A 23,728-nucleotide genomic window follows, 5' to 3' on the forward strand; every position below is an offset into this window, starting at 1 on the left:
CCATGGCGAAGAAAGTCCAGTCCGCGCCCATCGCGGTTCATATCACCGCGCTCGAAATGACCGCACCGCCCAAGCAGAGCCTGCCGGTGCCGGTCAACGTGCACACGGCCATCCTCAGCGCGCCGGAAATCCCGCTGGCCTTCTATCGTTTCCTTTACCGGCAGGTCGGCAGCCGCTGGCACTGGGTCGATCGGCTGCGGATGGATGACGCGACGCTGGCCGCCACGCTCAACGACAAGCGCAACAGCGTGACCGTACTCTATGTCAACGGCGCGCCGGCCGGCTTCTTCGAGCTCTTGCAGGTCGATGATGACACGATCGAGCTTTCGCATTTCGGCCTGCTCGAGCGGGCACTCGGCCTCGGCATCGGCAAATGGTTCCTGCTCCAGACGCTCTACGCCGCCTGGGCGCTCGGCCCCAAGCGCGTGACCGTCACGACAAACAATCTCGACCATCCGCGCGCCCTCCAGCTCTACCAGATGTTCGGCTTCTCGCCGGTCGGCACGCGCGATGCAGAAGTGGTGCCGCTTTCGGATACCGAGCTGCTGGCGCTCGCCAAACGGGACTGTCTGATGCCGGCGGAACCCCGTTAAACAATCTGAACGGGAGTTAAAGGCGGGGTTCAGGTCTCCTTCAGATCGCAAATGGCACTTTGGCGCCAACAGACGATCAAAGACCAAGGAGACCACACCATGCAACGCCGCGCCTTTCTGACCGCGCTTTCCGCCGCCTTCGCCGCTCCGCTCTTCTCGAACGCCGCGCTGGCACAGGAAACCCCGTCGGCGGAAATCATCCTGCGTCGTCTCGATGCAGCACCCTCGCGTCGTCTGCGCAACGAGGAGCGCGTGACGGTACGCGAGTTCAAGCGCCGGCCGGACCTGCGCGGTGCGGCGCCCTCGATCAACATCCAGTCGATCAACTTCGCCTTCGGCTCGGCGGAAATCCCGCATTCGGAATATCGCAAGGTGCGCCAGATCGCACGCGCCATGGAGCAGCTGCTGCGTCGCCGCCGCCACGCCGTCTTCCTCATCGAAGGCCATACGGACGCCGTCGGCTCGTTCGAATCGAACCAGATCCTGTCCGAACGCCGCGCCGAATCGCTGAAGCGCGTGCTGGTGCAGGAATTCCTCCTCCCCGCCCGCGCCCTCGAAACGGTCGGTTACGGCGAGGAATACCTGCTGGTGCAGACCCAATACGAGGAGTGGCGCAACCGCCGCGTCACGCTGCGCCGCATCGACGAATTCGTTCGCTAACCCCTCCAACCGCCGGCCTCGCGCCGGCGGTTTCGATTCCCGTGGCAAGTATCGGGTGTCGCCACATGCGGGAATGACGAAGATGGCGTCCTGTCCAACAACTGGAGCCGTCCATGTCCATCCGCTTCCTCCCCATGCCCACCGAAACCGCCACCGCCTATTGGAACGGCGGCGACGATGCCTATGGCTTGAAGCCGGAACGGCAGGTGTCCGATGGCGACGGCGTGCCCTGCCGGCATTGTCTGCGGCTCGTCGGTGCCGGCGAGCCCTATCTGATCCTCGCCCACCGCCCTTTCCCGGCCCTCCAGCCCTATGCGGAGACCGGTCCGATCTTCCTGCATGCCCAACCCTGCGCCGCGCACGAGCCGTCCGAGGACATGCCGCCTATGCTGACCAGCCGCGATTACATCGTGCGCGGCTATTCCTCGGAAAACCGCATTCTTTACGGCACCGGCGCCGTGGTGCCGAATGCCGATATCCCGACCTATGCGCGGGACCTGCTCAACCGCGAGGACATCGCCTATCTGCACATCCGCTCGGCCCGCAACAACTGTTACCAGTGCCGCGTCGAGCGGGCATGAAAGAGGCCCGGATCGCTCCGGGCCTTCTCATTTTCGCATCTGAAAAAAATCAGGCGACGTTCAGGACGGCTTCCGGTGCGAACGCATCGTAGCCGAGGGCTTCGGCCACCGGAGCATTCGTCACGCGGCCCTTGTGCACGTTGAGGCCGGCACGCAGGTGGCGGTCTTCGGCAATGGCCTTGAGGCCCTTGTCGGCCAGCTGGAGACCGTAATGCAGCGTCGCGTTGTTCAGCGCATGCGCCGAAGTGACCGGCACGGCGCCCGGCATGTTGGCGACGCAATAGTGCACCACGCCGTCGACTTCATAGGTCGGGTCGGAATGGGTCGTGGCATGCGAGGTCTCGAAGCAGCCGCCCTGGTCGATGGCGACATCGACGATGACGGCGCCCTTCTTCATGCCCGAGAGCATTTCGCGGGTCACGAGCTTCGGTGCGGCAGCGCCGGGGATCAGCACCGCACCGATGACGAGATCGGCGGAGAAGACTTCTTCTTCCAGCGCGTCGATCGTCGAATAGCGCGTGTGGATGCGGCCGCCGAAGAGATCGTCGAGCTGGCGCAGGCGCGGGATCGAACGATCGAGGATGGAGACATCGGCGCCGAGACCGGCGGCCATCTTGGCCGCATGCAGACCGACGACGCCGCCGCCGATGATCGCGACCTTGGCCGGCAGCACGCCGGGCACGCCGCCGAGCAGGATGCCGCGGCCGCCATTGGCCTTCTGGAGTGCGGTGGCGCCCGCCTGGATGGAGAGACGACCGGCGACCTCGGACATCGGCGCGAGCAGCGGTAGGCCGCCGCGGTCATCCGTCACCGTCTCGTAGGCGATGGCCGTGACACCGGAGGCGAGCAGGCCCTTGGTCTGCTCCGGATCGGGCGCGAGATGCAGGTAGGTGTAGAGAATCTGTCCGTCACGGAGCTGCGCCCATTCGGCGGGCTGCGGTTCCTTGACCTTCACCACCATGTCGGACTTCTGGAAGATATCCGCGGCGGTGGCAACGATCTTCGCGCCGGCGGCGCGGTAGGCATCGTCATCAGCGCCGATGCCGGCGCCGGCCTTCGTTTCGATGATGACATCGTGGCCATGCGCCACATATTCGCGAACAGCACCCGGCGTCAGACCGACCCGATATTCGTGATTCTTGATTTCCTTCGGACAACCGACACGCATGCGCGTTCCTCTCCTGTCTCGTTTCCGTTTCCGCCACTCCCAGCGGGACCACAATGGAACCAGAGGACGGGCGCAATGTCCTTGCAAAGCGCGTTTGCGAAACCGCTCCTTATCGAATATTCTTCGAATATAAGCACAATTTTCGAAGGATATCCGAATGTCGCAACTGGATGCGATTGATACTGCGATCCTGAAGGTGATTCAGCAGAACGGCCGGATTTCAAATGCTGAACTGGCCGAGCGCATCGGCCTGTCGCCTTCGGCCTGCTCGCGCCGCCTCGACATTCTGGAAAAATCCGGCGTCATCAACGGCTATCACGCCCGCGTTTCGCCCAAGGCGCTCGACTACAAGATGATCGCCATCGTGCACATTTCGCTGTCGGGCCAGTTCGCCAAGACGCTCGCCGAGTTCGAATCAGCGGTCAAGCTCTGCCCAAACGTGCTGGTCTGCTACCTGATGTCCGGGGAATACGACTATATCCTGCGCGTCGCGGCCAAGGATCTGGAAGACTACGAACGCATCCACCGCGACTGGCTGTCGGCCCTGCCCCACGTGGTGAAGATCAACTCGAGTTTCGCGCTGCGCGAAATCATCGACCGGCCGAATGTCGGCATCTAGAACCGCAAATTGATGCCGGCGCGGCGCAGCAGCCAGTAAAACAGCGCGGTTGCGCCGATCCCGAGCATCATCGCCCAGAAGAAGCCCGTTTCGCCGACGCTGAACGGCAGGCCGGCCGTATTCATGCCGAAGACGCCGACGACGAGCGTGCCGGGCAGCAGCAAAGCGCTCATCACGGCCATGGCCTTCAGGCTGCGGTTCGATTCGTCCGCCAGCTCGGTTGCCATTTCCTCCTGCAACAGGCGGGCACGGTCGTTGACCATGACGATTTCGCGGTCGAGCCGTTCCAGCCGCATCGACAGGCGGCGCAGCACCGCATGGGCATTGCCCGACAGCGTCCAATCCTCCCGGTCCTCCTCCTCGAACAGCGCCACCATGCCGGCAACCGGTCGATGCAGCGATACGGCAAGACGACGGACCTCCTTGAGGCTTCGGCGTTCGTCGCTCAGCCGCTCCGTAACGAGCCGATCCTCCACCGCGTCGAGCATAGCCGAAGCCTCTTTCAGCTTGATCGCGGTGTTCTTGCAGAAGGCCGCGACGATCGCCTCGAAAAGTTCATAGGCCGTCGCCGGGCAAAACCCTTCGGCAAAGGCGCGGCGAACCCGGTTCACGGCCTCCACGGGATGGCGTCGCCCGGTAACGAGCAGACGCTCCGTCAGCGCGAAATGCAGCCGCCCCACCGTGGTGGAGGCGCGTTCCGTCTCCTGCTGCTGGAGATCGGCGATGACGCCATGCGTCATGCCGGCCTCATGGCCAAGCACGAGGCTTTCGTCATGACCTTCGAGGATTGCGCGTGCGGCAGTCGGCAAGGCACAGCGGCCCGGCAGCCAGGCTTGCGTGCGCTGATCGACGAGATCGACATGCAGCCAGACCCAGCCATCCGGCGCAGCCAGCACCGCCTCGATATCCTGCGGCGCGACGGGCATGACAGGCCCACCGGGCAAGGCCCGGTACGCTCCGACGAGGCCTGGCGCGAGCCCCCGTTCCGCCTGGTCGAGAAGGTTCAAGGGCGGAGGCCGACGTCAGTAGACGTCCGGGACATACATCTCATCCGGCGGCTCGTTGCGGATATAGTCATCGTGGCGCACGCGCTCCGGCAGGTCGATCGACGGCTTCGGCACATCCTCATAGGGCACCTGCGTCAGGAGGTGGGCGATGCAGTTGAGGCGTGCCTTCTTCTTGTCGACGGCCTCGACGATCCACCATGGCGCTTCCGGGATGTGGGTGCGCGCAAGCATCTCTTCCTTGGCCTTGGTGTAGTCTTCCCAGTGGACGCGGCTTTCCAGGTCCATCGGCGAGAGTTTCCACTGCTTCAACGGATCGTGGATACGCATGCGGAAACGGAATTCCTGCTCCTCGTCGGTGATCGAGAACCAGTATTTGATGAGGATGATGCCGGAGCGCACCAGCATGCGCTCGAATTCCGGCACCGAGCGGAAGAACTCTTCCAGCTCCTCCGGCGAGCAGAAGCCCATGACGCGCTCGACGCCAGCGCGATTATACCAGGAGCGGTCGAACAGTACCATTTCGCCGGCACTCGGCAGATGGGCGGCATACCGCTGGAAATACCATTGATCGCGCTCGCGCTCGGTCGGTGCCGGAAGCGCCACGACGCGGCAGACGCGCGGATTGAGCCGTTGCGTCACGCGCTTGATGGCACCTCCCTTGCCGGCGGAATCGCGGCCTTCGAACAGCACAACGACCTTGAGCTTCTTGTGCTGCACCCAGTCCTGCAGCTTCACCAGCTCATGCTGGAGGCGGAAAAGTTCGCGGAAATAGACCCGGCGCTCCAGCGTTGCCGCCGGCACTTCGGACATGCCCTCGGCGACGAGTTCGTCGAGACGCTCCTCCTCGATCTGCATTTCCAGCTCCTCATCGAAGCTGTCGGCGATTTCGGCCTTGATGCGGTTCAGATGGTGGTCTTCGAACATGATCGATATCCGTTCATGGAGAGGCTGCCCTGCCCGTATAGGAAGCGCATATGAACCTTTTGTGACGGTCGATTGTTCAGGCGACAAGCGCCGAAAAACGGCGCAGGCCTATTCGGATATCACCCGGTTGCGGCCGGCATTCTTGGCAACATAGAGCCTGGCATCGGCGGCCGAAAGCAGCGCGTTCAGCGTCGTGCCGTCGGCATAGCTGTTGGCGACGCCGATGCTGACCGTGACCGGCACGCCATCCGGCCGGCGAATTTCAGCCTCGACGGTCCGGCGAAGTGCTTCTGCGCGCTCCGATCCGGTTGCCGGTGCGATATCCTCGCAGATGACCACGAACTCCTCCCCGCCGAAGCGGAAGAGGCGGTCATTGGTCCGTAGCGCGCGTTGCAGGCAGGCGGCGGTGTCCTTCAGCACACGGTCGCCGGCAAGATGGCCGAAGCGGTCGTTGACCTCCTTGAAGTGGTCGGCATCGATGATCATTAGTGCCATCGGCTTGCCATCGACCAGCATGGACGAGAGCACGCGCGGCGCCTCGAACTCCAGACGACTGCGATCATAGACGCCGGTCAGCGCATCGCGGCCGGAGCGATCCAGCAGGTCCTCGTATCGCTCGCGGAAGGTAAGATCGGCGAAAATATCGGCAATCGGCCGGGGCGAGACGGGAATGGCGGAGATGCGCGAATAGTGAAGATAGGCGGTGATCAGCGCCGCGTAGGCGCAGGCCGCCATCATCTTGGCGATCCAGCCGCCCCAGAAGACAGCAATCGGCGCGCCGTTCAGGACATGCAGTGCGGAATAGAAACCGATCTGGTCGAAGGTGAGCACCGCCACGCCGGAAACGAAGAAACGCATCGCCGTGCTCTTCTTGAAGACGCGCCCGAGCCGCTCGTAGAGCAGGATGATAGCGAGCGCGTCGACATAGAGCAGCATCGTGCCCCACAGCATCAGCCAGCCCATCTCGTCGATGAAGGCAAGGTCGGCGATACGGCCCGGCACCGCACCGATCGTCTGGTGGTGCCGCAGGAAGAAACTCAGACCAACGGTCAGGAAATTGCCCGCGAGCAGGCCGTAGATCGGCGCACGCACGACGGCTGCATCTTCCTTCACGTAAAGAAGCAAGATCATCATCAGCTTGCCGGAAAACAGCACCGAGGAGCCCGGCGAAATCACGCCGAAGGGCAGCTCGATATAGAAGACGGCGGCGAGATAGGTCTCGAGGAAGTGCATCACCCCGAGGGCCGCGACGAAGACACCGATGCCGAGCTGATGGCGCAGGTGCAGCAGGCCCACCATGAAGACGAAATAGAACCCGGCCTCGACGAGAAGCAGGATCAGATTTTCAGTACCCATGATCGGTCCGCAGAATTCCTCGACTGCCGGCAGCTAACAACACCGGCAGAGTCGCAACAAGTCACTAATCCTGCGGATACAGGCATTCGCGCCGGTACTCCAGCGCCCTGACACTTTTCGTATGACTTTTATGGCGCCAAAACGGCTTTATCCAACAGGATCAGACCTGTCGGCTGTCCACGCCGTCGCTGAACAGGGACGCACCATGCTGATCGGCGATCTGCCTGGCCTTGCGGAAGGTCGATGCGACCGTGTCGTCCCGCGAGGAAAACAGATCGGCGCGGATGAAGCTGCGGGTCAGCACCCGGTCGCCATCCCGCTTTTCGATGCGCCCGGCAAGGCGGTACTGGCCGCCTTCCTGGATGGGGGCTGCGACGAGGGTCAGGTCGTTATATGCCTCGGTTTCCTCCGCCACTTTTGCCGGAGTTGCCGTATCGCCGCCGCGACCGAAGAGTTTTGAAAAGAAAGAAGCCATGGCCGATTGCTAACACAGGCCGGCACGCCCTCCAAGAGGCGAGCGTACCGAACCGTACGTGTCCCTAGATGATGAGGTTTGCGAGAATTTCGTTCTCAGTGATGTCCTGATAGCCCATGCCCGCGCCGTCGAAGGCCTTCTTGAGCGCCACGAAATTCTCGGGCGCCTTGGTTTCGAGGCCGATGAGGATCGAGCCGAAATTGCGCGCGGACTTCTTCAGATACTCGAAACGGGCGATGTCGTCGTCCGGGCCGAGCAGGTTGAGGAAATCGCGGAGCGCGCCTGGGCGCTGCGCGAGGCGCAGGATGAAGTATTTTTTCAACCCCTTGTGGCGCATCGCGCGTTCCTTGACGTCGGGCAGGCGCTCGAAATCGAAATTGCCGCCGGAGACGACGGCGACGACCGTCTTGCCTTCCAGCTTTTCCCGACCCAACTCCTCAAGCGCCGCCAGCGATAGCGCCCCCGCTGGCTCCAGCACCACGCCCTCGACATTCAGCATGTCCACCATCGTCACGCAGATCGCGTTTTCCGAGATCAGCATGACCTGATCGGCGGAGAACCGGCGAAGGGCAGAGAAATTCAGCGCGCCGATCTGGCCGACGGCGGCACCGTCGACGAAATTGTCGACCGTCTCGAGCGTCACCACCGCGCCGCTTTCAAGGCTGCGCTTGAGGCTCGGCGCACCGGATGGTTCGCAGAACAGGAAGCTCGACGGGCCGATCATGCTTTCGAAATATCCCGTGACGCCCGACGCGAGGCCACCGCCGCCGACCGGCAGGACCACGAGATCCGGCAGCTTGCCTTCGCCGAGCTGTGCGACGATTTCCGCCGCAACGGTCGCCTGCCCCTCGATGATATCGGCATGGTCGAAAGGCGGCACCATCAGCGCGCCGGTCGCCTCCGCATGGTCGCGGGCGGCCTTGTAGCACTGGTCGAAGAAGTCGCCGACGAGCTTGATCGTGACGAATTCGCCGCCGAACATGCGCGTCTTGTCGATCTTCTGCTGCGGCGTCGTCACCGGCATGAACACCACGCCCGGTACGCCGAAATGGCGGCAGACGAAGGCAAAGCCCTGCGCATGGTTGCCGGCCGAGGCGCAGACGAAGCTGCGCGCGGCATTTTCCTGAGCCAGCACCTTGCGGAAGAAATTGAACGCGCCGCGGATCTTGTAGGAGCGCACCGGCGAAAGGTCTTCGCGCTTCAGGTAGATCTCCGCGCCGTAGCGGGCGGAGAGATGTTCGTTCAGTTGCAGGGGCGTTTCGGGAAAGAGACCGCGCAAGGCCTCCATGGCTGCGTCGACGTCGGGTTTCATGCTGTGGTCCGTGTTCGATGGAGGTTGGGTTCAAAAAGCTGCGTGTCGCGCCTTCAGATAAAGGGACAGAAGCACCACAAGCCGATCATTCTTCAAACCTTTCAACGCTCTCAGGGCGGCAGGCTAGCCTATCCTTGAGTTTGGGCGATGCAAACGCTATTGCATATCGCAGCGACGGACACCACCCGTCCCGGCCGCGCGGCCTTTCGAGACCAACTTGAGCCAGCCGGCACGCAGGACACCCCGTGAACGCCACCATCTTCCGGTCCGCCATCAATATTGCCGCCATCAGCGGCATCTATCTTTCGGTCGCGATGCTGCTGCCCGCGCTGATCGACGTCTACTATGGACATCCCGACTCGGAAGTCTTCTTCCTCTCGGCCTTCTTCACCGGCGCGCTGTCGCTGGCGACGGCGGCGGCCACGCGCGCCGGCCCGCCGCCCTTCAACAAGCGCATGGGCTTTCTCGTCGTCAACATGCTCTGGCTCTCGGGCAGCATCATCGGCGCCATCCCGCTCTGGCTGTCGTCGCTCGACCTCACCTTCTCGCAGGCCTTCTTCGAATCGGTCTCGGCGATCAGCACGACAGGCTCCACCGTCATCGTCGGCCTCGACCATGCGCCGCCCGGCGTCCTGATGTGGCGCTCGCTGCTGCACTGGCTCGGCGGTGTCGGAATTCTGGCGCTTGGTCTCTTCATCATGCCGTACCTTCGCGTCGGCGGCATGTCCTTCTTCAAGCTCGAATCCTCCGATACGGCCGACAAGCCCTTCGCCCGCATCGCGAGCTATACGCGCGCCTTCCTCGCCATCTATGTCGCGATCACGCTGATCTGCGCCATCGTCTATGCCGCGCTCGGCATGAGCCGCTTCGATGCGCTGAACCATGCCATGTCGACCGTCGCGACGGGCGGGCTTTCCACCCACGACGCCTCCTTCGGCTATTTCAAGAGCCTGCCTTTGCTCTGGGCCGCGACCTTCTTCATGACGCTGTCGAGCCTGCCCTTTTCGGTGCTCATCCTCTTCGTCGTGCGCGGGCGCATCGATGCCTGGCGCGATCCGCAGATCCGCGTCTTCCTCGGCTATCTCGCCCTCTTCGCCATCGCAGCCAGCGTCTTCCAGCGCCTGCAGAACGGCATCGATTTCCACGAGGCGCTGGCGCATTCCTTTTTCACCGTGTCCTCGATCCTCTCGACGACAGGCTTTGCCAGCGACGACTATACGCAATGGGGCCATTTCATCGTGGCGCTCGCCTTCGTCGCCACCTTCATGGGCGGCTGCTCCGGCTCGACGGCGGGCGGCCTGAAGGCCTATCGCCTCATCATCCTCTTCAATTTCATCCGCACGGGCCTCTACCGCCTGATCTATCCGGACGGCATCCATGCCGTGCGCTACGGGCCGATGACGGTCGATGCCGATCTCCAGCGCAGCGTCTTCCTGTTCTTCATCACCTATGTGGCGCTCTCGGCGTTCGGCGCAATCCTGCTCAGCCTCATGGGCTATGACGTGTTGACGGCGCTTTCCGCAGCCGCGACTTCGCTTTCCAATGTAGGCCCCGGTGTCACGCAGGCGATCGGCCCGGCCGGTTCCTTTGCCGGCTTCCACGATGCGGCGCTCTATCTCCTCTCCTTCCTGATGCTGCTCGGGCGCCTGGAAATCCTCACGGTGCTCGTCATATTAACCCCACTCTTCTGGAAGAGTTGACTGTTGTCACGCTTCTTCGCATCCTGCGGCCATCGGGCTGGAGGTTGAGTGTATGGTCGTGTCGAAGTCCCTGTTGCGCATGCTCTTTGTCGCTGCGCTGATACCGGCGTCCGCCTTTGCCGGCCCGCTTGCCGATGCGGCGAAGAAGGCGGAGGAACAGGCCGCCGCCGGCGATACGGTCGGCGCGCACAACACGATCCGCGATGCCTACGGCGCCTTTGCCGCCACGCTCCCCTTCTCCATCGGCAAGGCCGTCTTCGTCTCGACCCCGCCCGAGGGTTACGGCATGTTCACGGCGCGGCCCGAATCGAGCTTCAAGGTCGGCGAAGCCTTGATCTCCTATGTCGAACCCGTCGGCCTGACTTGGCGGCCGGGCAAGGATGGTGCATTGGAATCGCACTTTACCGTCGATCTGGAACTTCTCGATCCCAAGGGCACGGTGCTGGCCGAGCAGAAGGCCTTCGGCTCCTTCGACTTCAAGGGAACCGTGCGCAACCAGGAAATCTTCGCCAAGCTGACGCTGAATCTGAGCGGCCCACCCGCCGGCGACTATGTGCTGCGCTACCGCTTCCGCGATGCCGCCAGCGGTGCCGTCGCCATCAGCGAGCAGCCGTTCAAGATCGTCCAATAGGGTTTACCGAACACCAAGAGAATTGTGACAAGCGGCGAATCAGCGCTTTCCAGCGCGTCCTTGCTCAATTATGACAGCCGCATGACAACCCCAGCCACATAAGGGGCATACATGCTTTCGCTGTTTCGCAAACTCATGCCGCGTGAAGACCGTTTCTTCGATCTCTTCGAGCAGCATTCCCGCACCGTCGTCGGTGCCGCCGAGGCCCTGCAGGCGCTGCTGGCCGGCGGGCCGGATATGGAAAAACACTGCAACCGCATCGTTGCGCTGGAAAACGAGGCCGACGCCATCACGGCCGAGGTCCTGCTCGCCGTGCGCCGCAGCTTCATCACGCCCTTCGACCGCGGCGACATCAAGGACCTGATCCAGTCGATGGATGACGCCATCGACATGATGCACAAGATGGTCAAGACCATCCGCCTCTACGAGCAGACCAGCTTCCAGCCCGGCATGCAGGAAATGGGCGCCACCGTCGTCAAGGCCGCGCATCTCATCGCCGAGGCCATCCCGTTGCTCGACAAGGTCGGCGTGCATGCCGACCGCCTCAGCGCGATCGCTCAGGAGGTCACCCGCGTCGAAGGCCGCTCCGACGAGCTGCACGACCAGGGCGTGAAGGCCCTCTTCAAGGAATTCGGCAAAACCGACCCGATGGCCTATATCATCGGCAGCGAGATCTATGCCGAACTCGAAAAGGTCGTCGACCGCTTCGAGGACGTGGCGGACGAAATCAGCGGTATCGTGATCGAGAACGTCTGATGGACGCGACCCTCGCCCTTCCGCTGCTGATCGCGCTTGTCGGCATCGCGCTGCTGTTCGATTTCCTGAACGGCCTGCACGATGCGGCAAACTCGATCGCCACGATCGTCTCGACGCGCGTCCTGCGCCCGCAATATGCGGTGATGTGGGCGGCGTTCTTCAACTTCATCGCCTTCCTGTTCTTCGGCCTGCATGTCGCCGAAACGCTCGGCAAGGGCATCATCGATCCCGGCATCGTCAGCCCGCTGGTCATCTTCGCGGCGCTGATGGGCGCGATCATCTGGAACGTCGTTACCTGGATCTTCGGCATACCCTCGAGCTCCTCGCATGCCCTGATCGGCGGTCTCGTCGGTGCCGGCCTTGCGAAGACCGGCTTCAGCGCCGTGGTCTGGAGCGGCCTCATCAAGACGGCGAGCGCCATATTCCTGTCGCCGATGATCGGCTTCTTTCTGGCGCTGGTCCTCGTGCTCATCGTCTCCTGGCTCTTCGTGCGCCAGACGCCGTTTGCCGTCGACCGCACCTTCCGCGTCATGCAGTTCATCTCCGCATCGCTCTATTCGCTGGGCCACGGCGGCAACGATGCGCAGAAGACGATGGGCATCATCGCTGTGCTGCTCTATTCGCAGGGCTATCTCGGCGGCGAATTCTACGTGCCCTTCTGGGTCGTCATCTCCTGCCAGGCCGCCATGGCGCTCGGTACGCTGATGGGCGGCTGGCGTATCGTGCACACGATGGGCTCGAAGATCACCCGCCTCAACCCGATGCAGGGTTTTTGCGCGGAGACCGGCGGCGCGCTGACGCTCTTCGGCGCCACCTGGCTCGGCATCCCGGTCTCCACGACCCACACGATCACCGGCGCCATCATCGGCGTGGGGGCGGCCCGCCGCGTCTCCGCCGTGCGCTGGGGCCTTGCCGGCAACATCGTCTGGGCCTGGATCATCACGCTGCCCTCGGCCGCGGCGATTTCGGCGCTGTTCTTCCTCGTGTTCAACGCCTTCGGCTGAACCTTTCGCCTTGGGGGATGAAAATCCCCCAAGGCAATGACACGGATTTCCGGTCTGCTGCTCGAGCATGCGGATTGACGAACCGGTGCAGTCCGGTAAATCAGAGTTTGCGAAACCACGCGCTCCCGAGAATTTGCACTGGACCCCATGAACGACAAAGTTTTCGACACGCTGACCGGCATGTACTTCACCGTCGATGATCCCGATGGCAGCTACGGCACCGGCCAGGTCATCCGCCTCGCCGCCGAAGGCATCTACTTCATCCGCTATGACGGCAACGAGGTGACGCTGCCCATGGAGCTCGTCTCCATCGGAGAAATGCTCGAAACCACCGACGACGAATTCAAGCTCTGGCGCTTCTTCGACACGATCGAGGAACGCGACACCTGGATCGAATGGCTCGACGCCCCCTCCAAGCCGCGCGTCATCTCGCTGGTGAAGCCGAGCAAGTAAGGTCTTTCGATTTTCGTCGAAGTGGTCACGACACCACCTTGACGTGGCAACGCAAGTGCCTGAAAAGCAACGCATGCGGGCGTGGCGAAACTGGTAGACGCAAGAGACTTAAAATCTCTCGGCCTTGGCTGTGCGGGTTCGATCCCCGCCGCCCGCACCAACAGCGTTTCAAAGCTGCCGCGCTATTCCATTTCTGCAAGATAGTGACGCAGACGATCCTTCAGATGGCTGACGACCTGCGGATGCGTCAGGAAATGGTCGATCGACATAATCTCCCAGCGCTGGCCTTCCTCGCTGAAGACGATGTCCCCGAAGCCACCGGTGAGCTGCGCGACGTGAAAATAGGTTCCGGGTGCCTCGGGCGTCTGGCCGGGATAGTAACGTTCCCACACGATCGAATCGGGATCGATCGAAATGCCGAACTCTTCGCGGGTTTCTCGGATGGCGCATTCAATCGGCGTCTCGTCTTGCTCCCGCCCGCCGCCCGGCAGATCCCACCAGCCCGGAAACGGGATTTCGGCCTTTTCATCCCTGAGATAGGCAATCAGCCGGTCCTCGCAGATGAGCGCGATTTTCGCCCCCTTGAAATGAGCCATGCGGCACCTCCTTGCCAGGAGAAAACTATAGGCGATTCGTGAGTTTCCCGAGGCGATCGCCGGTGGAGATAAACAAAAAGGGCGCGGCCCCTGACGCTGGCCGCACCCTCTTTTTCAGCGACGTCTCAGGAGAACGTCAGGCCGAAAGCTTTGCCGCGATCTTGGCGACGTGGGCGCCCTGGAAGCGGGCGGCGTCGAGTTCGACCTGCGAGGGCTGGCGCGAGCCGTCGCCGTCGGTGATCGTGGAGGCGCCGTAGGGCGAGCCGCCCTTGATCTCGTTAACGCCCATCTGGCCCTGGAAAGCATAGGGCAGGCCGGCGACGACGAGGCCGTGGTGCAGCAGGGTCGGGATGAAGCCGAGGATGGTCGATTCCTGGCCACCATGCTGGGTGGCGGACGACGTGAAGACCGAGCCGACCTTACCGACCAGCTTGCCGGCTGCCCACAGGCCACCCGTCTGGTCCCAGAAATTGCGCATCTGCGAGGCGACCGTGCCGAAGCGCGTGCCGGCGCCGACGATGATAGCGTCGTAATCGGCCAGTTCGTCGACCGTGGCGATCTCGGCCTTCTGGTCCATCTTGTAGTAAGAGGCCTTGGCGACGTCGTCGGAAACCAGTTCGCGAACGCGCTTGACAGTCACGTCTGCGCCGGCAGACTTTGCGCCTTCCGCCACGGCATAGGCCATCGTTTCGATATGGCCATAGGCCGAATAATAGAGGACCAGTACTTTCGCCATCGTCGTCTCCTGTTCGAAAAGGCTTTCCGCTTGATCGCGGCGTCGGCTTGGATGTAGCACTTTGGAGGAGCGGCGTCAGAAGCTGCCCGGTCGACAGACTGTTCACCCCTCATTGACAATGCCTGCCCGATCGGTCGGCATTTCCGTACCAAATCCAGGAAGCCCCCATGAGTTCCACTGAGATCGCCACCGCCGCCATGCTTGCCATCGGCGACGAACTCCTCTCCGGGCGCACCAAGGACAAGAATATCGGCCAACTCGCCGACATGCTCTTCCTCGCCGGCATCGATCTTAAGGAAGTGCGCATCGTCGGCGACGAGGAGGACGATATCGTCGAGGCGCTGAATGCACTGCGCGCCCGCTACACCTATGTCTTCACGTCCGGCGGAATCGGCCCGACGCATGACGACATCACGGCGGATGCGATTTCGAAAGCCTTCGGCGTGCCCTGCCTGCACGATCCGCTCGCCATGCAACTGCTCGGCGCGATGTACGAGAAGCGCGGCGTCGAGTTCAACGAAGCTCGCCAGCGCATGGCGCGCATGCCGGAGGGCGCGGTGCATATCGAAAATGCCGTGTCCACCGCGCCGGGCTTCCATATCGGCAATGTCTATGTGATGGCCGGCGTGCCGCAGGTCTTCACCGCCATGCTCGGCACCGTCGTGCCGCAGCTTGCGGGCGGCAAACCGATGCTCTCGCGTTCCGTCGCCTCGCCCTTCGGCGAGGGTGATATCGGCAGCGCGCTCGCGGCAATCCAGAAGAACCATCCGGAGACCAGCATCGGCTCCTATCCGCGCTTTGCGGAAAACCGCTTCTCGACGGAAATCGTCATCCGCAGCCGGACGGAAGCACCAGCGGAAGCGGCCGAACGTGATATCATGGCGATGATCGCCGAAATCGCCGCGGCCAAGGCTGCGTCTTGATCCTAATCAAGGTTTTCCGGTCTCGGCGAGGGGATGCTGATGCAGAACCAGACAGGAGGCCGAAATGACCTACAAGACCATCGTGGCGGTGCTGAGTGCTGCCGAGGACGCCGGGAAAGTCACGGATCACGCGCTGGCGCTGGCGCGCCGCACGGGTGGACATGTCATCGGCATCCATGCGGAAACGCCTGTCGTCGTGACGCTGATCGCGCCGATGGAGTATCCGGATCCGAACGCCGTGCTCCAGCTCCAGGAGCGCGCCCGCGAACAATCCCGGAACGTCGAGCAGGCGTTCCGTTCGCGCTGCGAGCGCGACGACATCTCCTATGAATGGCGGCTCTTCACGGGATCTGCCGGCTATGCCTCGGCCGGCGTCATCGACAGCGCGCGTTCTGCCGATATCGTGCTTGCCGGCCAGTTCGATCCCGATCTGGACGGCCCGGCGCGCGAGGATATCGAGGACCTGCTCTATGAGAGCGGCCGCCCCGTCTACCTCGTCTCCAACGCGCCGGCCGGCCCCGAGCCGGTCGACCGGGTGCTGCTCGCCTGGAACGGCTCACGCGAAGCGACGCGCGCCGCCTTCGACGCCCTGCCCTTCCTGACGGCGGCCAAGGAGGTCGAGATCTTCACCATCGATCCGCCCGACAACAGCATGCAGTCGGCCGACTATTGCGGGGCGGAACTCGCCGCCACGCTTGCCCGTCACGGCATCAAGATTTCCGTCGCATCGGGCTCCTCGGCCCATCACTCGGTCGCCGAAACGCTGAACCGTCGCGCCACGGAAATCGACGCCGGCCTCATCGTCATGGGCGCCTACAGCCATTCGCGGCTGCGCCAGCGCCTGTTCGGCGGTGTCACCAGCGCCATGATGCGCGGCGCGCGCGTGCCGGTTCTGATGTCGCGGTAAGGCGACTTGCCTGTGGATCGCCCGGTCTCCATAGCCGGGCGATCATTTTCTTGACCGGCGAAGTGCATTAGAGAGAAGGAATCTTCTTTTTTTCCCGCCTATCAGGAGTCCCGTCATGTCGCTGCCCGACAAAGCCTTCCCCGTATCCTGGGACCAGTTCCACCGCGATGCGCGCGCGCTCGCCTGGCGCCTGGCGGATGGCGACCGCGAATGGAGGGCCATCGTCTGCATCACGCGCGGCGGCCTCGTGCCGGCCGCCGTCATCTCGCGCGAGCTGAACATCCGCCTCATCGAGACGGTTTGCGTCGCCTCCTATCATGACTATGTCTCGCAGGGCGACATGCATGTCCTGAAGGGTATCGCACCCGAGCTGAGCCAGAACGGCGGCGAAGGCATCCTCATCGTCGATGACCTGACCGATACGGGCAAGACGGCCGCCCAGGTGCGCGCCATGCTGCCGAAGGCCCATTTCGCCGCCGTCTATGCCAAACCGAAGGGCCGCCCGCTGGTCGATACCTTCGTCACCGAAGTCAGCCAGGACACCTGGATCTATTTCCCTTGGGATATGGGCTTCACCTACCAGGAGCCGATCGCCAAGGGCGCGCGCGGCTGACGTGCCGGCAGGCTGCGGCGAACCGATCGAGAGTTGCGCCGCAACGTGTTGATTTGACGAATTTTCGTAAAAAGCCGGCGGAAGGCGCGCGTCCCTCCGCCGGCTTAATCTTTCCGCAATGCCTGCAAAAGATAGTCCTTATGTTCGCCGATCGGATCGGTGATGGGAGGCGCGGACAGTCATGCCCTATCGATGGCCGGCATTGGCGGCGGCCCTTATTATCGCCCTACTCCCGGCCGGGCCGGCGGGCGCGCAGCAGGATATCCGCATCACCGCCGTCGCCGACTATGTCGAGGCCAATGTGCGCCCCTGGCTGACCGAGCCTGCCATCATCAACGCGGTCATCGCCCAAAACGCCCTTCATTCCCGTCTGAACCAGGCGGAAATCCAGGATCTCGATGCACGCTGGCGCGCCGAGCTCTTGAGTGCGAAACGGCCGCTGATCGACGCAACGCTCTCCAACCCGCTTTCGCTTTACCTGAAAGGCCGGCAGCGCGCGGCCGAGGGCCTGATTACCGAAATCTTCGTGATGGACAATCGCGGCCTCAATGTCGGCCAGAGCGACATCACCACCGACTACTGGCAGGGCGACGAAGCCAAATGGCTGAAGAGCTTTGGCGCCGGCCTCGTGCACATCGAGGAGGCGGAGCGGGACGAATCGACCCAGCTCATGCAGTCGCAGGCAAGCCTGCCCATCCGCGATCCCAGCAACGGCGAGATCATCGGCGCCGTCACCGTCGGCGTCAATCTGGACGCTCTCTGACGCGGCGGGAGGGAATCACTTTATCCACGGATCACAAGTTCCGCCGCATGGCTATTGCTTGAAGTCGGGGTGTCAAAAAAACCCGCATTTTCACCTGTGATTTTTTTCGCTTTTCCACAGCGGCATGTCCCGCCACCTCACCTTTCGCCCGGAAGCCGCTGATTTTTCAGGCATCCCGCGCTGTCCCCATTTTCCACAGGCAGCAGGCACAACATATAGGGTTCAAACTTCGTTCACAAACCAGCCCTTGACGGGAATCGGGCTGATGAGGTTAATGAAATCCAAGTTGCGGCGGCGGCTGAACCGTATTGTTACGAGGTCGGTTCTCATCATGAAATCGCGTTCCCATGCGCATGTGGCCGGGTGGATGATCCGCTCGCTGCACGAGGGTTTTTGCGCAGGATTTCCTGAAACGTCATCGCGATCCGTGGGACTGGAAAAAAGAAGCTGTTGATACTATATTTAGTGTTTGCAGCTAAACTCACCGCAAGATACAGGATCCCGTAATCAATCGGGTTTCACGCACGGACTGAGAATTTGAGCTGGCTGCATGTCATTGCGGCCGGTCGGGGATAATTGCGCCCTGTTTTGAAGGCAGGCTGCGGCACAAAGGACAACGGACATGCGCATAGAACGTCGTTTCACCAAACCCGGCCAGTCGGCCTATGCGGAAATCGAATTCCGCAAGGCGACCAGTGAAATCAAGAACCCGGATGGTTCCATCGTCTTCCGTCTGGCCGATATCGACGTGCCCGCACAGTTCTCCCAGGTCGCCGCCGACATCCTCGCCCAGAAATATTTCCGCAAGGCCGGCGTGCCCGCGCGCCTGAAGAAGGTGGAAGAGAACGACGTTCCCTCCTTCCTGTGGCGTTCCGTGCCCGACACCGACGCCCTGGCCAAGCTGCCCGAGGGCGAGCGTTTCGGCTCGGAAACCGATGCCCGCCAGGTCTTCGACCGCCTCGCCGGCACCTGGACCTACTGGGGTTGGAAGGGCAAGTATTTCGCATCGGAAGAAGACGCTGCTGCCTTCAAGGACGAGCTTGCCTACATGCTCGCCACCCAGCGCGTCGCCCCGAATAGCCCACAGTGGTTCAACACCGGCCTGCACTGGGCCTATGGTATCGACGGCCCCGGCCAGGGCCACTTCTATGTCGACCCCTTCACCGGCAAGCTGACCAAGTCCAAGTCGTCCTACGAACATCCCCAGCCGCATGCCTGCTTCATCCAGTCGGTCGAAGACGATCTCGTCAACGAAAACGGCATCATGGACCTGTGGGTGCGTGAAGCCCGCCTGTTCAAGTATGGCTCCGGTACCGGCTCCAACTTCTCCTATCTGCGTGGCGAAGGCGAAAAGCTTTCGGGCGGCGGCCGTTCCTCCGGCCTGATGAGCTTTCTGAAGATCGGCGACCGCGCGGCCGGCGCCATCAAGTCGGGCGGCACGACGCGCCGCGCGGCCAAGATGGTCGTGGTCGACATCGACCATCCGGATATCGAGGCCTACATCAACTGGAAGGTCAAGGAAGAGCAGAAGGTGGCGGCCCTCGTCACCGGCTCGAAGATCGTCGCCAATCACCTCAAGGCCATCATGAAGGCCTGCGTCAATTGCTCGGCCGACGGCGACAAGTGCTACGAACCGGCGGAAAACCCGGCCCTCAAGCGCGAAATCCGCGCCGCCAAAAAGAGCCAGGTGCCGGAAAACTACATCAAGCGCGTCATCCAGTTCGCCAGACAGGGCTACAAGGACCTCGAGTTCAAGACCTACGACACGGACTGGGATTCGGAAGCCTACCTCACCGTATCCGGCCAGAACTCCAACAACTCCGTCTCGCTCAAGGACGATTTTTTGCGCGCGGTGGAGAACGACGGCGACTGGAACCTGACCGCCCGCAAGGACGGCAAGGTCATGAAGACGCTGAAGGCCCGCGACCTGTGGGAGCAGATCTCCTACGCCGCCTGGGCTTCGGCCGATCCGGGCCTGCATTTCAACACGACGATGAACGACTGGCACACCTCGCCGGCCGAGGGGCCAATCCGCGCCTCCAACCCGTGCTCGGAATACATGTTCCTCGACGACACCGCCTGCAACCTCGCCTCGCTGAACCTGCTTCAGTTCAAGGATGCGGCCACCAAGAACATCAACATCACCGATTACGAACACGCCGTCCGCCTGTGGACCATCGTGCTCGAAGTCTCCGTGATGATGGCGCAGTTCCCCTCGCGCCAGATCGCCGAGCGCTCCTACGAATACCGCACGCTCGGCCTCGGCTACGCCAATATCGGCGGCCTCTTGATGTCCTCGGGCATCCCGTACGACTCGACGGAAGGCCGCGCCATCGCCGGTGCGCTGACAGCCATCATGACGGGCGTCTCCTATGCGACCTCGGCCGAAATGGCGAGCGAGCTCGGCCCGTTCCCGAATTTCGAGCCGAACCGCGACAACATGCTGCGCGTCATGCGCAACCATCGCCGCGCCGCCTATGGCGAGACCACCGGCTACGAAGCCCTCTCGGTCAACCCGGTCGCCCTCATTCATGACGAGTGCCCGGACCAGACCCTGATCGTCCACGCCAAGGCCGCCTGGGACAAGGCCGTCGCGCTCGGCGAAAAGCACGGCTACCGCAACGCCCAGACGACAGTCATCGCGCCGACCGGCACGATCGGTCTCGTCATGGACTGCGACACGACCGGCATCGAGCCCGACTTCGCGCTGGTGAAGTTCAAGAAGCTCGCCGGCGGCGGCTACTTCAAGATCATCAACCGCGCCGTTCCCGAAGCCCTGCGCACGCTCGGCTATTCGGAAAGCCAGATCGCCGAGATTGAGGCCTACGCCGTCGGCCATGGCAACTTCAACCAGGCACCGGCCGTCAACCCCGGCTCGCTGAAGGCCAAGGGCTTCACCGACGAGAAGATCGAGGCCGTCAGCGCCGGTCTCAAGGCAGCCTTCGACATCAAGTTCGCCTTCAACCAGTGGACGCTCGGCGCCGACTTCCTTAAGGACGTCCTGAAGGTTTCGGATGCGCAGCTCTCCGACATGTCCTTCAACCTGCTGGAGCATATCGGCTTCACGAAGAAGGAGATCGAGGCCGCCAACATCCACGTCTGCGGTGCGATGACGCTGGAAGGCGCGCCGTTCCTCAAGGCCGAACACCTGGCCGTCTTCGATTGCGCCAATCCCTGCGGCAAGATCGGCAAGCGTTACCTCTCGGTCGAAAGCCACATCCGCATGATGGCGGCCGCCCAGCCGTTCATCTCGGGCGCCATTTCCAAGACGATCAACATGCCGAACGAGGCGACCGTCGAGGACTGCAAGAACGCCTACATGCTCTCCTGGAAGCTCGCGCTGAAGGCCAACGCCCTCTACCGCGACGGTTCCAAGCTGTCCCAGCCGCTCAACGCCTCGCTGATCGAGGACGAAGAGGACGAGGACGATGCAATCGAGGCGCTGGTCGCCGCCCCCGCTGCCGCCCAGGCCGTCACGGTCACCGAAAAGATCGTCGAGCGCATCATCGAGCGTGTCGTGCGCGACCGCGAGAAGCTGCCGAACCGCCGCCAGGGTTACACCCAGAAGGCCGTCGTCGGCGGCCACAAGGTCTATCTGCGCACCGGCGAATTCGGTGACGGCCGCCTCGGCGAGATCTTCATCGACATGCACAAGGAAGGTGCGGCCTTCCGTGCGATGATGAACAACTTCGCCATCGCCATCTCGCTGGGTCTCCAGTACGGCGTGCCGCTCGAAGAATATGTGGAGGCCTTCACCTTCACCAAGTTCGAGCCGGCCGGCATGGTGCAGGGCAACGACGCGATCAAGAACGCGACGTCGATCCTCGACTACGTCTTCCGCGAACTCGCCGTCTCCTATCTCGGCCGTCATGACCTCGCGCATGTCGACCAGTCGGACTTCTCGAACACCGCACTCGGCAAGGGCATCCAGGAAGGCAAGACCAACCCGTTCTCGACCGGCTGGACGCGTGGCCACAAGCCGACGCTCATCCAGGGCGGCCAGACCGAGCGTCAGCTCTCCGAGCCGAAGGGTGCGGCCACCGCCGCTCCCGCCAAGGCAGCCTCGACGGGTAACGTGACGGCCTTCGCCGGCAACGCCGCCCGCAAGCTGGAGCCGACCGTCGCAGCCAGCACCCACGAAATCGTCGCCTTCAAGCGCGATTACGAGGAGCGCGCCGCCGAACTGGCCGAGGAAATCGCCGACGAGTCTGCCGAGGAAGCAGAAGGCATCACCGCCCTCTTCTCCGACAAGGCCGCCGCCGAAGCCGCAAGTGCCAAGGCCGACGCCAAGAAGCTCGAAAACGAACGCCGCATGCGCTCCATCGCGCAGGGCTACACCGGCAACATGTGCTCGGAGTGCCAGAACTTCACGATGGTGCGCAACGGCACCTGCGAGAAGTGCGACACCTGCGGCGCCACGAGCGGCTGCAGCTGAAGTCTAGCAACCTTCTGAATGTAGCGCGACACTAGGTTCGCCATTGCGACACTGAGATGACATTGGGACGGCAGTCCAGCTAGGTTTTCCATACTTGTAGGGAGCCACTGGGTTTGTCAGTAAACCGTCCTGATGTCATTAAATCAGGGCCTTAGAGCTCTCAAAAGAAAGTTCCGGCGGCTCTTGCCGCCGGGAAATTACAAGACAGGACAAAGTTACTCATCGGGGGATGATCGAAAGCGGAGGCGGCCGCAACTAACAGCAGAGCGCAGGCGCTCGCTCGCAGGAGACAATGGCATGGGAATTCTCATCAACCTCGATCTCGCGGCCACCATCGATCCCCTGGACGGGATATTGATCGACATAGCCAGACGCATCCAGGTCCCCAAGACGAAGCATGAAGAAGCCGTCGACCACTACGTCGGACTCTGCGCTCACGTCGACCGCAAGGGCAGCCCCTTGGAGGGTAAGGTTCGCGAGTGCTACCCCTCCGGTTCGTTCTCGATCGCGGCCGCCATCTATTCTATGTCAGATCAATGCAGCACGACATCGACGTTGTCGTGGAGGTCGACTTCCCGATCGGAACCGATCCCGCATGGATGCTGGACCAGCTCTACAAGGCCGTGAAGGGCGATCTGGGGAGCCGCTACTACGACTTCAAGGTGACACGAAATTCGCGCTGCGTGACCGTCACCTACCCCGACGGCGTCACCGTAGACCTGATGCCCGTGGCGCGGATCCCAGGCGGCCCTGAACGTTCCGGCATGCTCTTCCACCACAACGCCAAGCGCAACGAGAAGTTCACGAAGGAGGTCAATCCGAAGGCCTTCACGCTGCACTTCAACGCGCGGATCAAATCGAGCGACATCTTCGCCTCCCGCTACCGCACACGTCGCCTCCTTGCAGATGGTTTACTGGACACTCGCGCCGAAACGCAGCCGATGCCGGATCACGTACCCATCGAGGAGAAGTCCCCTCGCCTCGTGGCGATCCAGTTGCTCAAGCGGTTCCGCGACATCCAGTTCCGCGGACGAGATGGCCGCTGCCCTCCTTCTGTAGTGATAGCGGCGATGGCACTGGATGCAGGGCAGATGAGTGACAGTCTGTGCGACGAACTGATCGCCATCGCGACCCATATGCAGCGCGAGATCGAAAATGCGGAGCGGGACCATCGGACGCTCATGGTGGCGAACCCCGCGCACGCGACTGACATATTCACCGACCGCTGGCCGGAGGATAGAAGCGCTCAAAGGCTCTGGAAGGATGATCTGGCAAGGCTGGTGCGGCATCTGAGAACGCTGCGCGGTCGAGAATGGGATCCACAGCAGCTTAAGAACATCCTCAGAGAGCTTTTCGGCGAAACCCCTGCGGAACGTGCCTTCGAAGATCATTACCGCGGCCAAAGCACTCTGTCGAAACAGAACATGCTGGGGATCACCCGATCGGGTGCCGTGAAGAGCGCATTAGCAACGCCGGCTATTTCATCTGGCCTGACCATCCCGACGCGGGCGAACAC

The 23,728-nt window shown here is 62.5% G+C and carries 23 protein-coding genes and 1 tRNA gene; 16 read left to right on the top strand and 8 right to left on the bottom strand.

Going from position 1 to position 23,728, the window contains the following annotated elements; genetic code table 11:
• Positions 1–2 precede the first annotated feature (2 nt).
• From AC27VQ_RS19425 to AC27VQ_RS19435, 3 genes are all read left to right on the top strand, one after another.
• The gene (locus AC27VQ_RS19425; RefSeq protein ID WP_488717577.1) at positions 3–593 is read left to right on the top strand and encodes a GNAT family N-acetyltransferase; all 591 of its coding nucleotides are present in this window, start codon (positions 3–5) and stop codon (positions 591–593) included.
• Positions 594–692: 99 nt separating this feature from the next.
• Positions 693–1,253, top strand: a complete 561-nt coding sequence (locus tag AC27VQ_RS19430; RefSeq protein WP_244764163.1) for an OmpA family protein — start codon at positions 693–695, stop codon at positions 1,251–1,253.
• A gap of 113 nt (positions 1,254–1,366) precedes the next feature.
• Positions 1,367–1,834, top strand: a complete 468-nt coding sequence (locus AC27VQ_RS19435; protein WP_313528311.1) for a DUF1203 domain-containing protein — start codon at positions 1,367–1,369, stop codon at positions 1,832–1,834.
• Between the two features lie 49 nt (positions 1,835–1,883).
• On the opposite strand, the gene ald is transcribed toward AC27VQ_RS19435, so the two are convergent.
• Positions 1,884–3,002 carry an alanine dehydrogenase gene (gene ald / locus AC27VQ_RS19440; RefSeq protein WP_421593093.1) on the bottom strand — a complete coding sequence of 373 codons (1,119 nt, stop codon included), beginning with the start codon at positions 3,000–3,002 and terminating at the stop codon, positions 1,884–1,886.
• 157 nt (positions 3,003–3,159) lie between these two features.
• Between ald and AC27VQ_RS19445 the strand changes: the two genes are divergently transcribed.
• Complete coding sequence (locus AC27VQ_RS19445) at positions 3,160–3,621, top strand: Lrp/AsnC family transcriptional regulator (protein WP_488717578.1); 462 nt, start codon at positions 3,160–3,162, stop codon at positions 3,619–3,621.
• Here the strand turns inward: AC27VQ_RS19445 and AC27VQ_RS19450 are convergent.
• The 5 genes from AC27VQ_RS19450 to ilvA all read right to left on the bottom strand — a co-directional run bounded on the left by AC27VQ_RS19450 (position 3,618) and on the right by ilvA (position 8,695).
• The gene (locus AC27VQ_RS19450; protein ID WP_488717579.1) at positions 3,618–4,628 is read right to left on the bottom strand and encodes a CorA family divalent cation transporter; all 1,011 of its coding nucleotides are present in this window, start codon (positions 4,626–4,628) and stop codon (positions 3,618–3,620) included. The genes AC27VQ_RS19445 and AC27VQ_RS19450 overlap by 4 nt on opposite strands.
• Before the next feature lie 15 nt (positions 4,629–4,643).
• Positions 4,644–5,552, bottom strand: a complete 909-nt coding sequence (gene ppk2, locus AC27VQ_RS19455; protein ID WP_313528319.1) for a polyphosphate kinase 2 — start codon at positions 5,550–5,552, stop codon at positions 4,644–4,646.
• A 108-nt stretch (positions 5,553–5,660) separates the two neighbouring features.
• Positions 5,661–6,911 carry a GGDEF domain-containing protein gene (locus AC27VQ_RS19460; RefSeq protein ID WP_488717594.1) on the bottom strand — a complete coding sequence of 417 codons (1,251 nt, stop codon included), beginning with the start codon at positions 6,909–6,911 and terminating at the stop codon, positions 5,661–5,663.
• 157 nt (positions 6,912–7,068) lie between these two features.
• A complete protein-coding gene (locus AC27VQ_RS19465) occupies positions 7,069–7,383 on the bottom strand; it encodes an HlyU family transcriptional regulator (protein ID WP_488717580.1) in 315 nt (104 codons plus the stop codon).
• Between the two features lie 64 nt (positions 7,384–7,447).
• Positions 7,448–8,695, bottom strand: a complete 1,248-nt coding sequence (gene ilvA, locus AC27VQ_RS19470) for a threonine ammonia-lyase (protein WP_488717581.1) — start codon at positions 8,693–8,695, stop codon at positions 7,448–7,450.
• Between the two features lie 245 nt (positions 8,696–8,940).
• Between ilvA and AC27VQ_RS19475 the strand changes: the two genes are divergently transcribed.
• The 6 genes from AC27VQ_RS19475 (at position 8,941) to AC27VQ_RS19500 (ending at position 13,399) form a co-directional block, all read left to right on the top strand.
• Complete coding sequence (locus AC27VQ_RS19475) at positions 8,941–10,395, top strand: TrkH family potassium uptake protein (RefSeq protein ID WP_313528325.1); 1,455 nt, start codon at positions 8,941–8,943, stop codon at positions 10,393–10,395.
• A gap of 52 nt (positions 10,396–10,447) precedes the next feature.
• Entirely contained in the window at positions 10,448–11,026 is a 579-nt protein-coding gene (locus AC27VQ_RS19480; protein ID WP_488717582.1) for a hypothetical protein, read from the top strand.
• A gap of 111 nt (positions 11,027–11,137) precedes the next feature.
• Positions 11,138–11,782 (top strand): DUF47 family protein, encoded by a 645-nt coding sequence (locus AC27VQ_RS19485; protein WP_313528329.1) that lies wholly within the window; start codon positions 11,138–11,140, stop codon positions 11,780–11,782.
• The gene (locus tag AC27VQ_RS19490) at positions 11,782–12,786 is read left to right on the top strand and encodes an inorganic phosphate transporter (protein ID WP_313528331.1); all 1,005 of its coding nucleotides are present in this window, start codon (positions 11,782–11,784) and stop codon (positions 12,784–12,786) included. The genes AC27VQ_RS19485 and AC27VQ_RS19490 overlap by 1 nt, the downstream gene beginning before the upstream one ends.
• 147 nt (positions 12,787–12,933) lie before the next feature.
• Positions 12,934–13,239, top strand: a complete 306-nt coding sequence (locus AC27VQ_RS19495; RefSeq protein ID WP_313528333.1) for a hypothetical protein — start codon at positions 12,934–12,936, stop codon at positions 13,237–13,239.
• Positions 13,240–13,314: 75 nt separating this feature from the next.
• Positions 13,315–13,399 (top strand) — tRNA-Leu (locus AC27VQ_RS19500).
• Positions 13,400–13,421: 22 nt separating this feature from the next.
• Here the strand turns inward: AC27VQ_RS19500 and AC27VQ_RS19505 are convergent.
• Positions 13,422–13,835, bottom strand: a complete 414-nt coding sequence (locus AC27VQ_RS19505; RefSeq protein WP_488717583.1) for an NUDIX hydrolase — start codon at positions 13,833–13,835, stop codon at positions 13,422–13,424.
• A gap of 136 nt (positions 13,836–13,971) precedes the next feature.
• Positions 13,972–14,571, bottom strand: a complete 600-nt coding sequence (gene wrbA / locus AC27VQ_RS19510) for an NAD(P)H:quinone oxidoreductase type IV (protein ID WP_488717584.1) — start codon at positions 14,569–14,571, stop codon at positions 13,972–13,974.
• Between the two features lie 167 nt (positions 14,572–14,738).
• Here wrbA and AC27VQ_RS19515 point away from each other — a divergent pair, with 167 nt between their 5' ends.
• The 6 genes from AC27VQ_RS19515 to AC27VQ_RS19540 all read left to right on the top strand — a co-directional run.
• On the top strand, positions 14,739–15,494 hold the full coding sequence (locus AC27VQ_RS19515; RefSeq protein WP_488717585.1) for a competence/damage-inducible protein A: 756 nt from the start codon (positions 14,739–14,741) through the stop codon (positions 15,492–15,494).
• A gap of 64 nt (positions 15,495–15,558) precedes the next feature.
• Positions 15,559–16,401 carry a universal stress protein gene (locus tag AC27VQ_RS19520; protein WP_488717586.1) on the top strand — a complete coding sequence of 281 codons (843 nt, stop codon included), beginning with the start codon at positions 15,559–15,561 and terminating at the stop codon, positions 16,399–16,401.
• A gap of 115 nt (positions 16,402–16,516) precedes the next feature.
• A complete protein-coding gene (gene gpt, locus AC27VQ_RS19525) occupies positions 16,517–17,014 on the top strand; it encodes a xanthine phosphoribosyltransferase (protein WP_421591274.1) in 498 nt (165 codons plus the stop codon).
• A gap of 181 nt (positions 17,015–17,195) precedes the next feature.
• Positions 17,196–17,777 carry a hypothetical protein gene (locus tag AC27VQ_RS19530; RefSeq protein WP_488717587.1) on the top strand — a complete coding sequence of 194 codons (582 nt, stop codon included), beginning with the start codon at positions 17,196–17,198 and terminating at the stop codon, positions 17,775–17,777.
• A gap of 622 nt (positions 17,778–18,399) precedes the next feature.
• The gene (locus tag AC27VQ_RS19535; RefSeq protein ID WP_488717588.1) at positions 18,400–22,212 is read left to right on the top strand and encodes a vitamin B12-dependent ribonucleotide reductase; all 3,813 of its coding nucleotides are present in this window, start codon (positions 18,400–18,402) and stop codon (positions 22,210–22,212) included.
• A gap of 536 nt (positions 22,213–22,748) precedes the next feature.
• A partial coding sequence (locus tag AC27VQ_RS19540; protein WP_488717589.1) for an SMODS domain-containing nucleotidyltransferase occupies positions 22,749–23,728 on the top strand: 980 nt, incomplete at its 3' end.

Source organism: Shinella sp. 20P9.1.1, assembly GCF_057798995.1.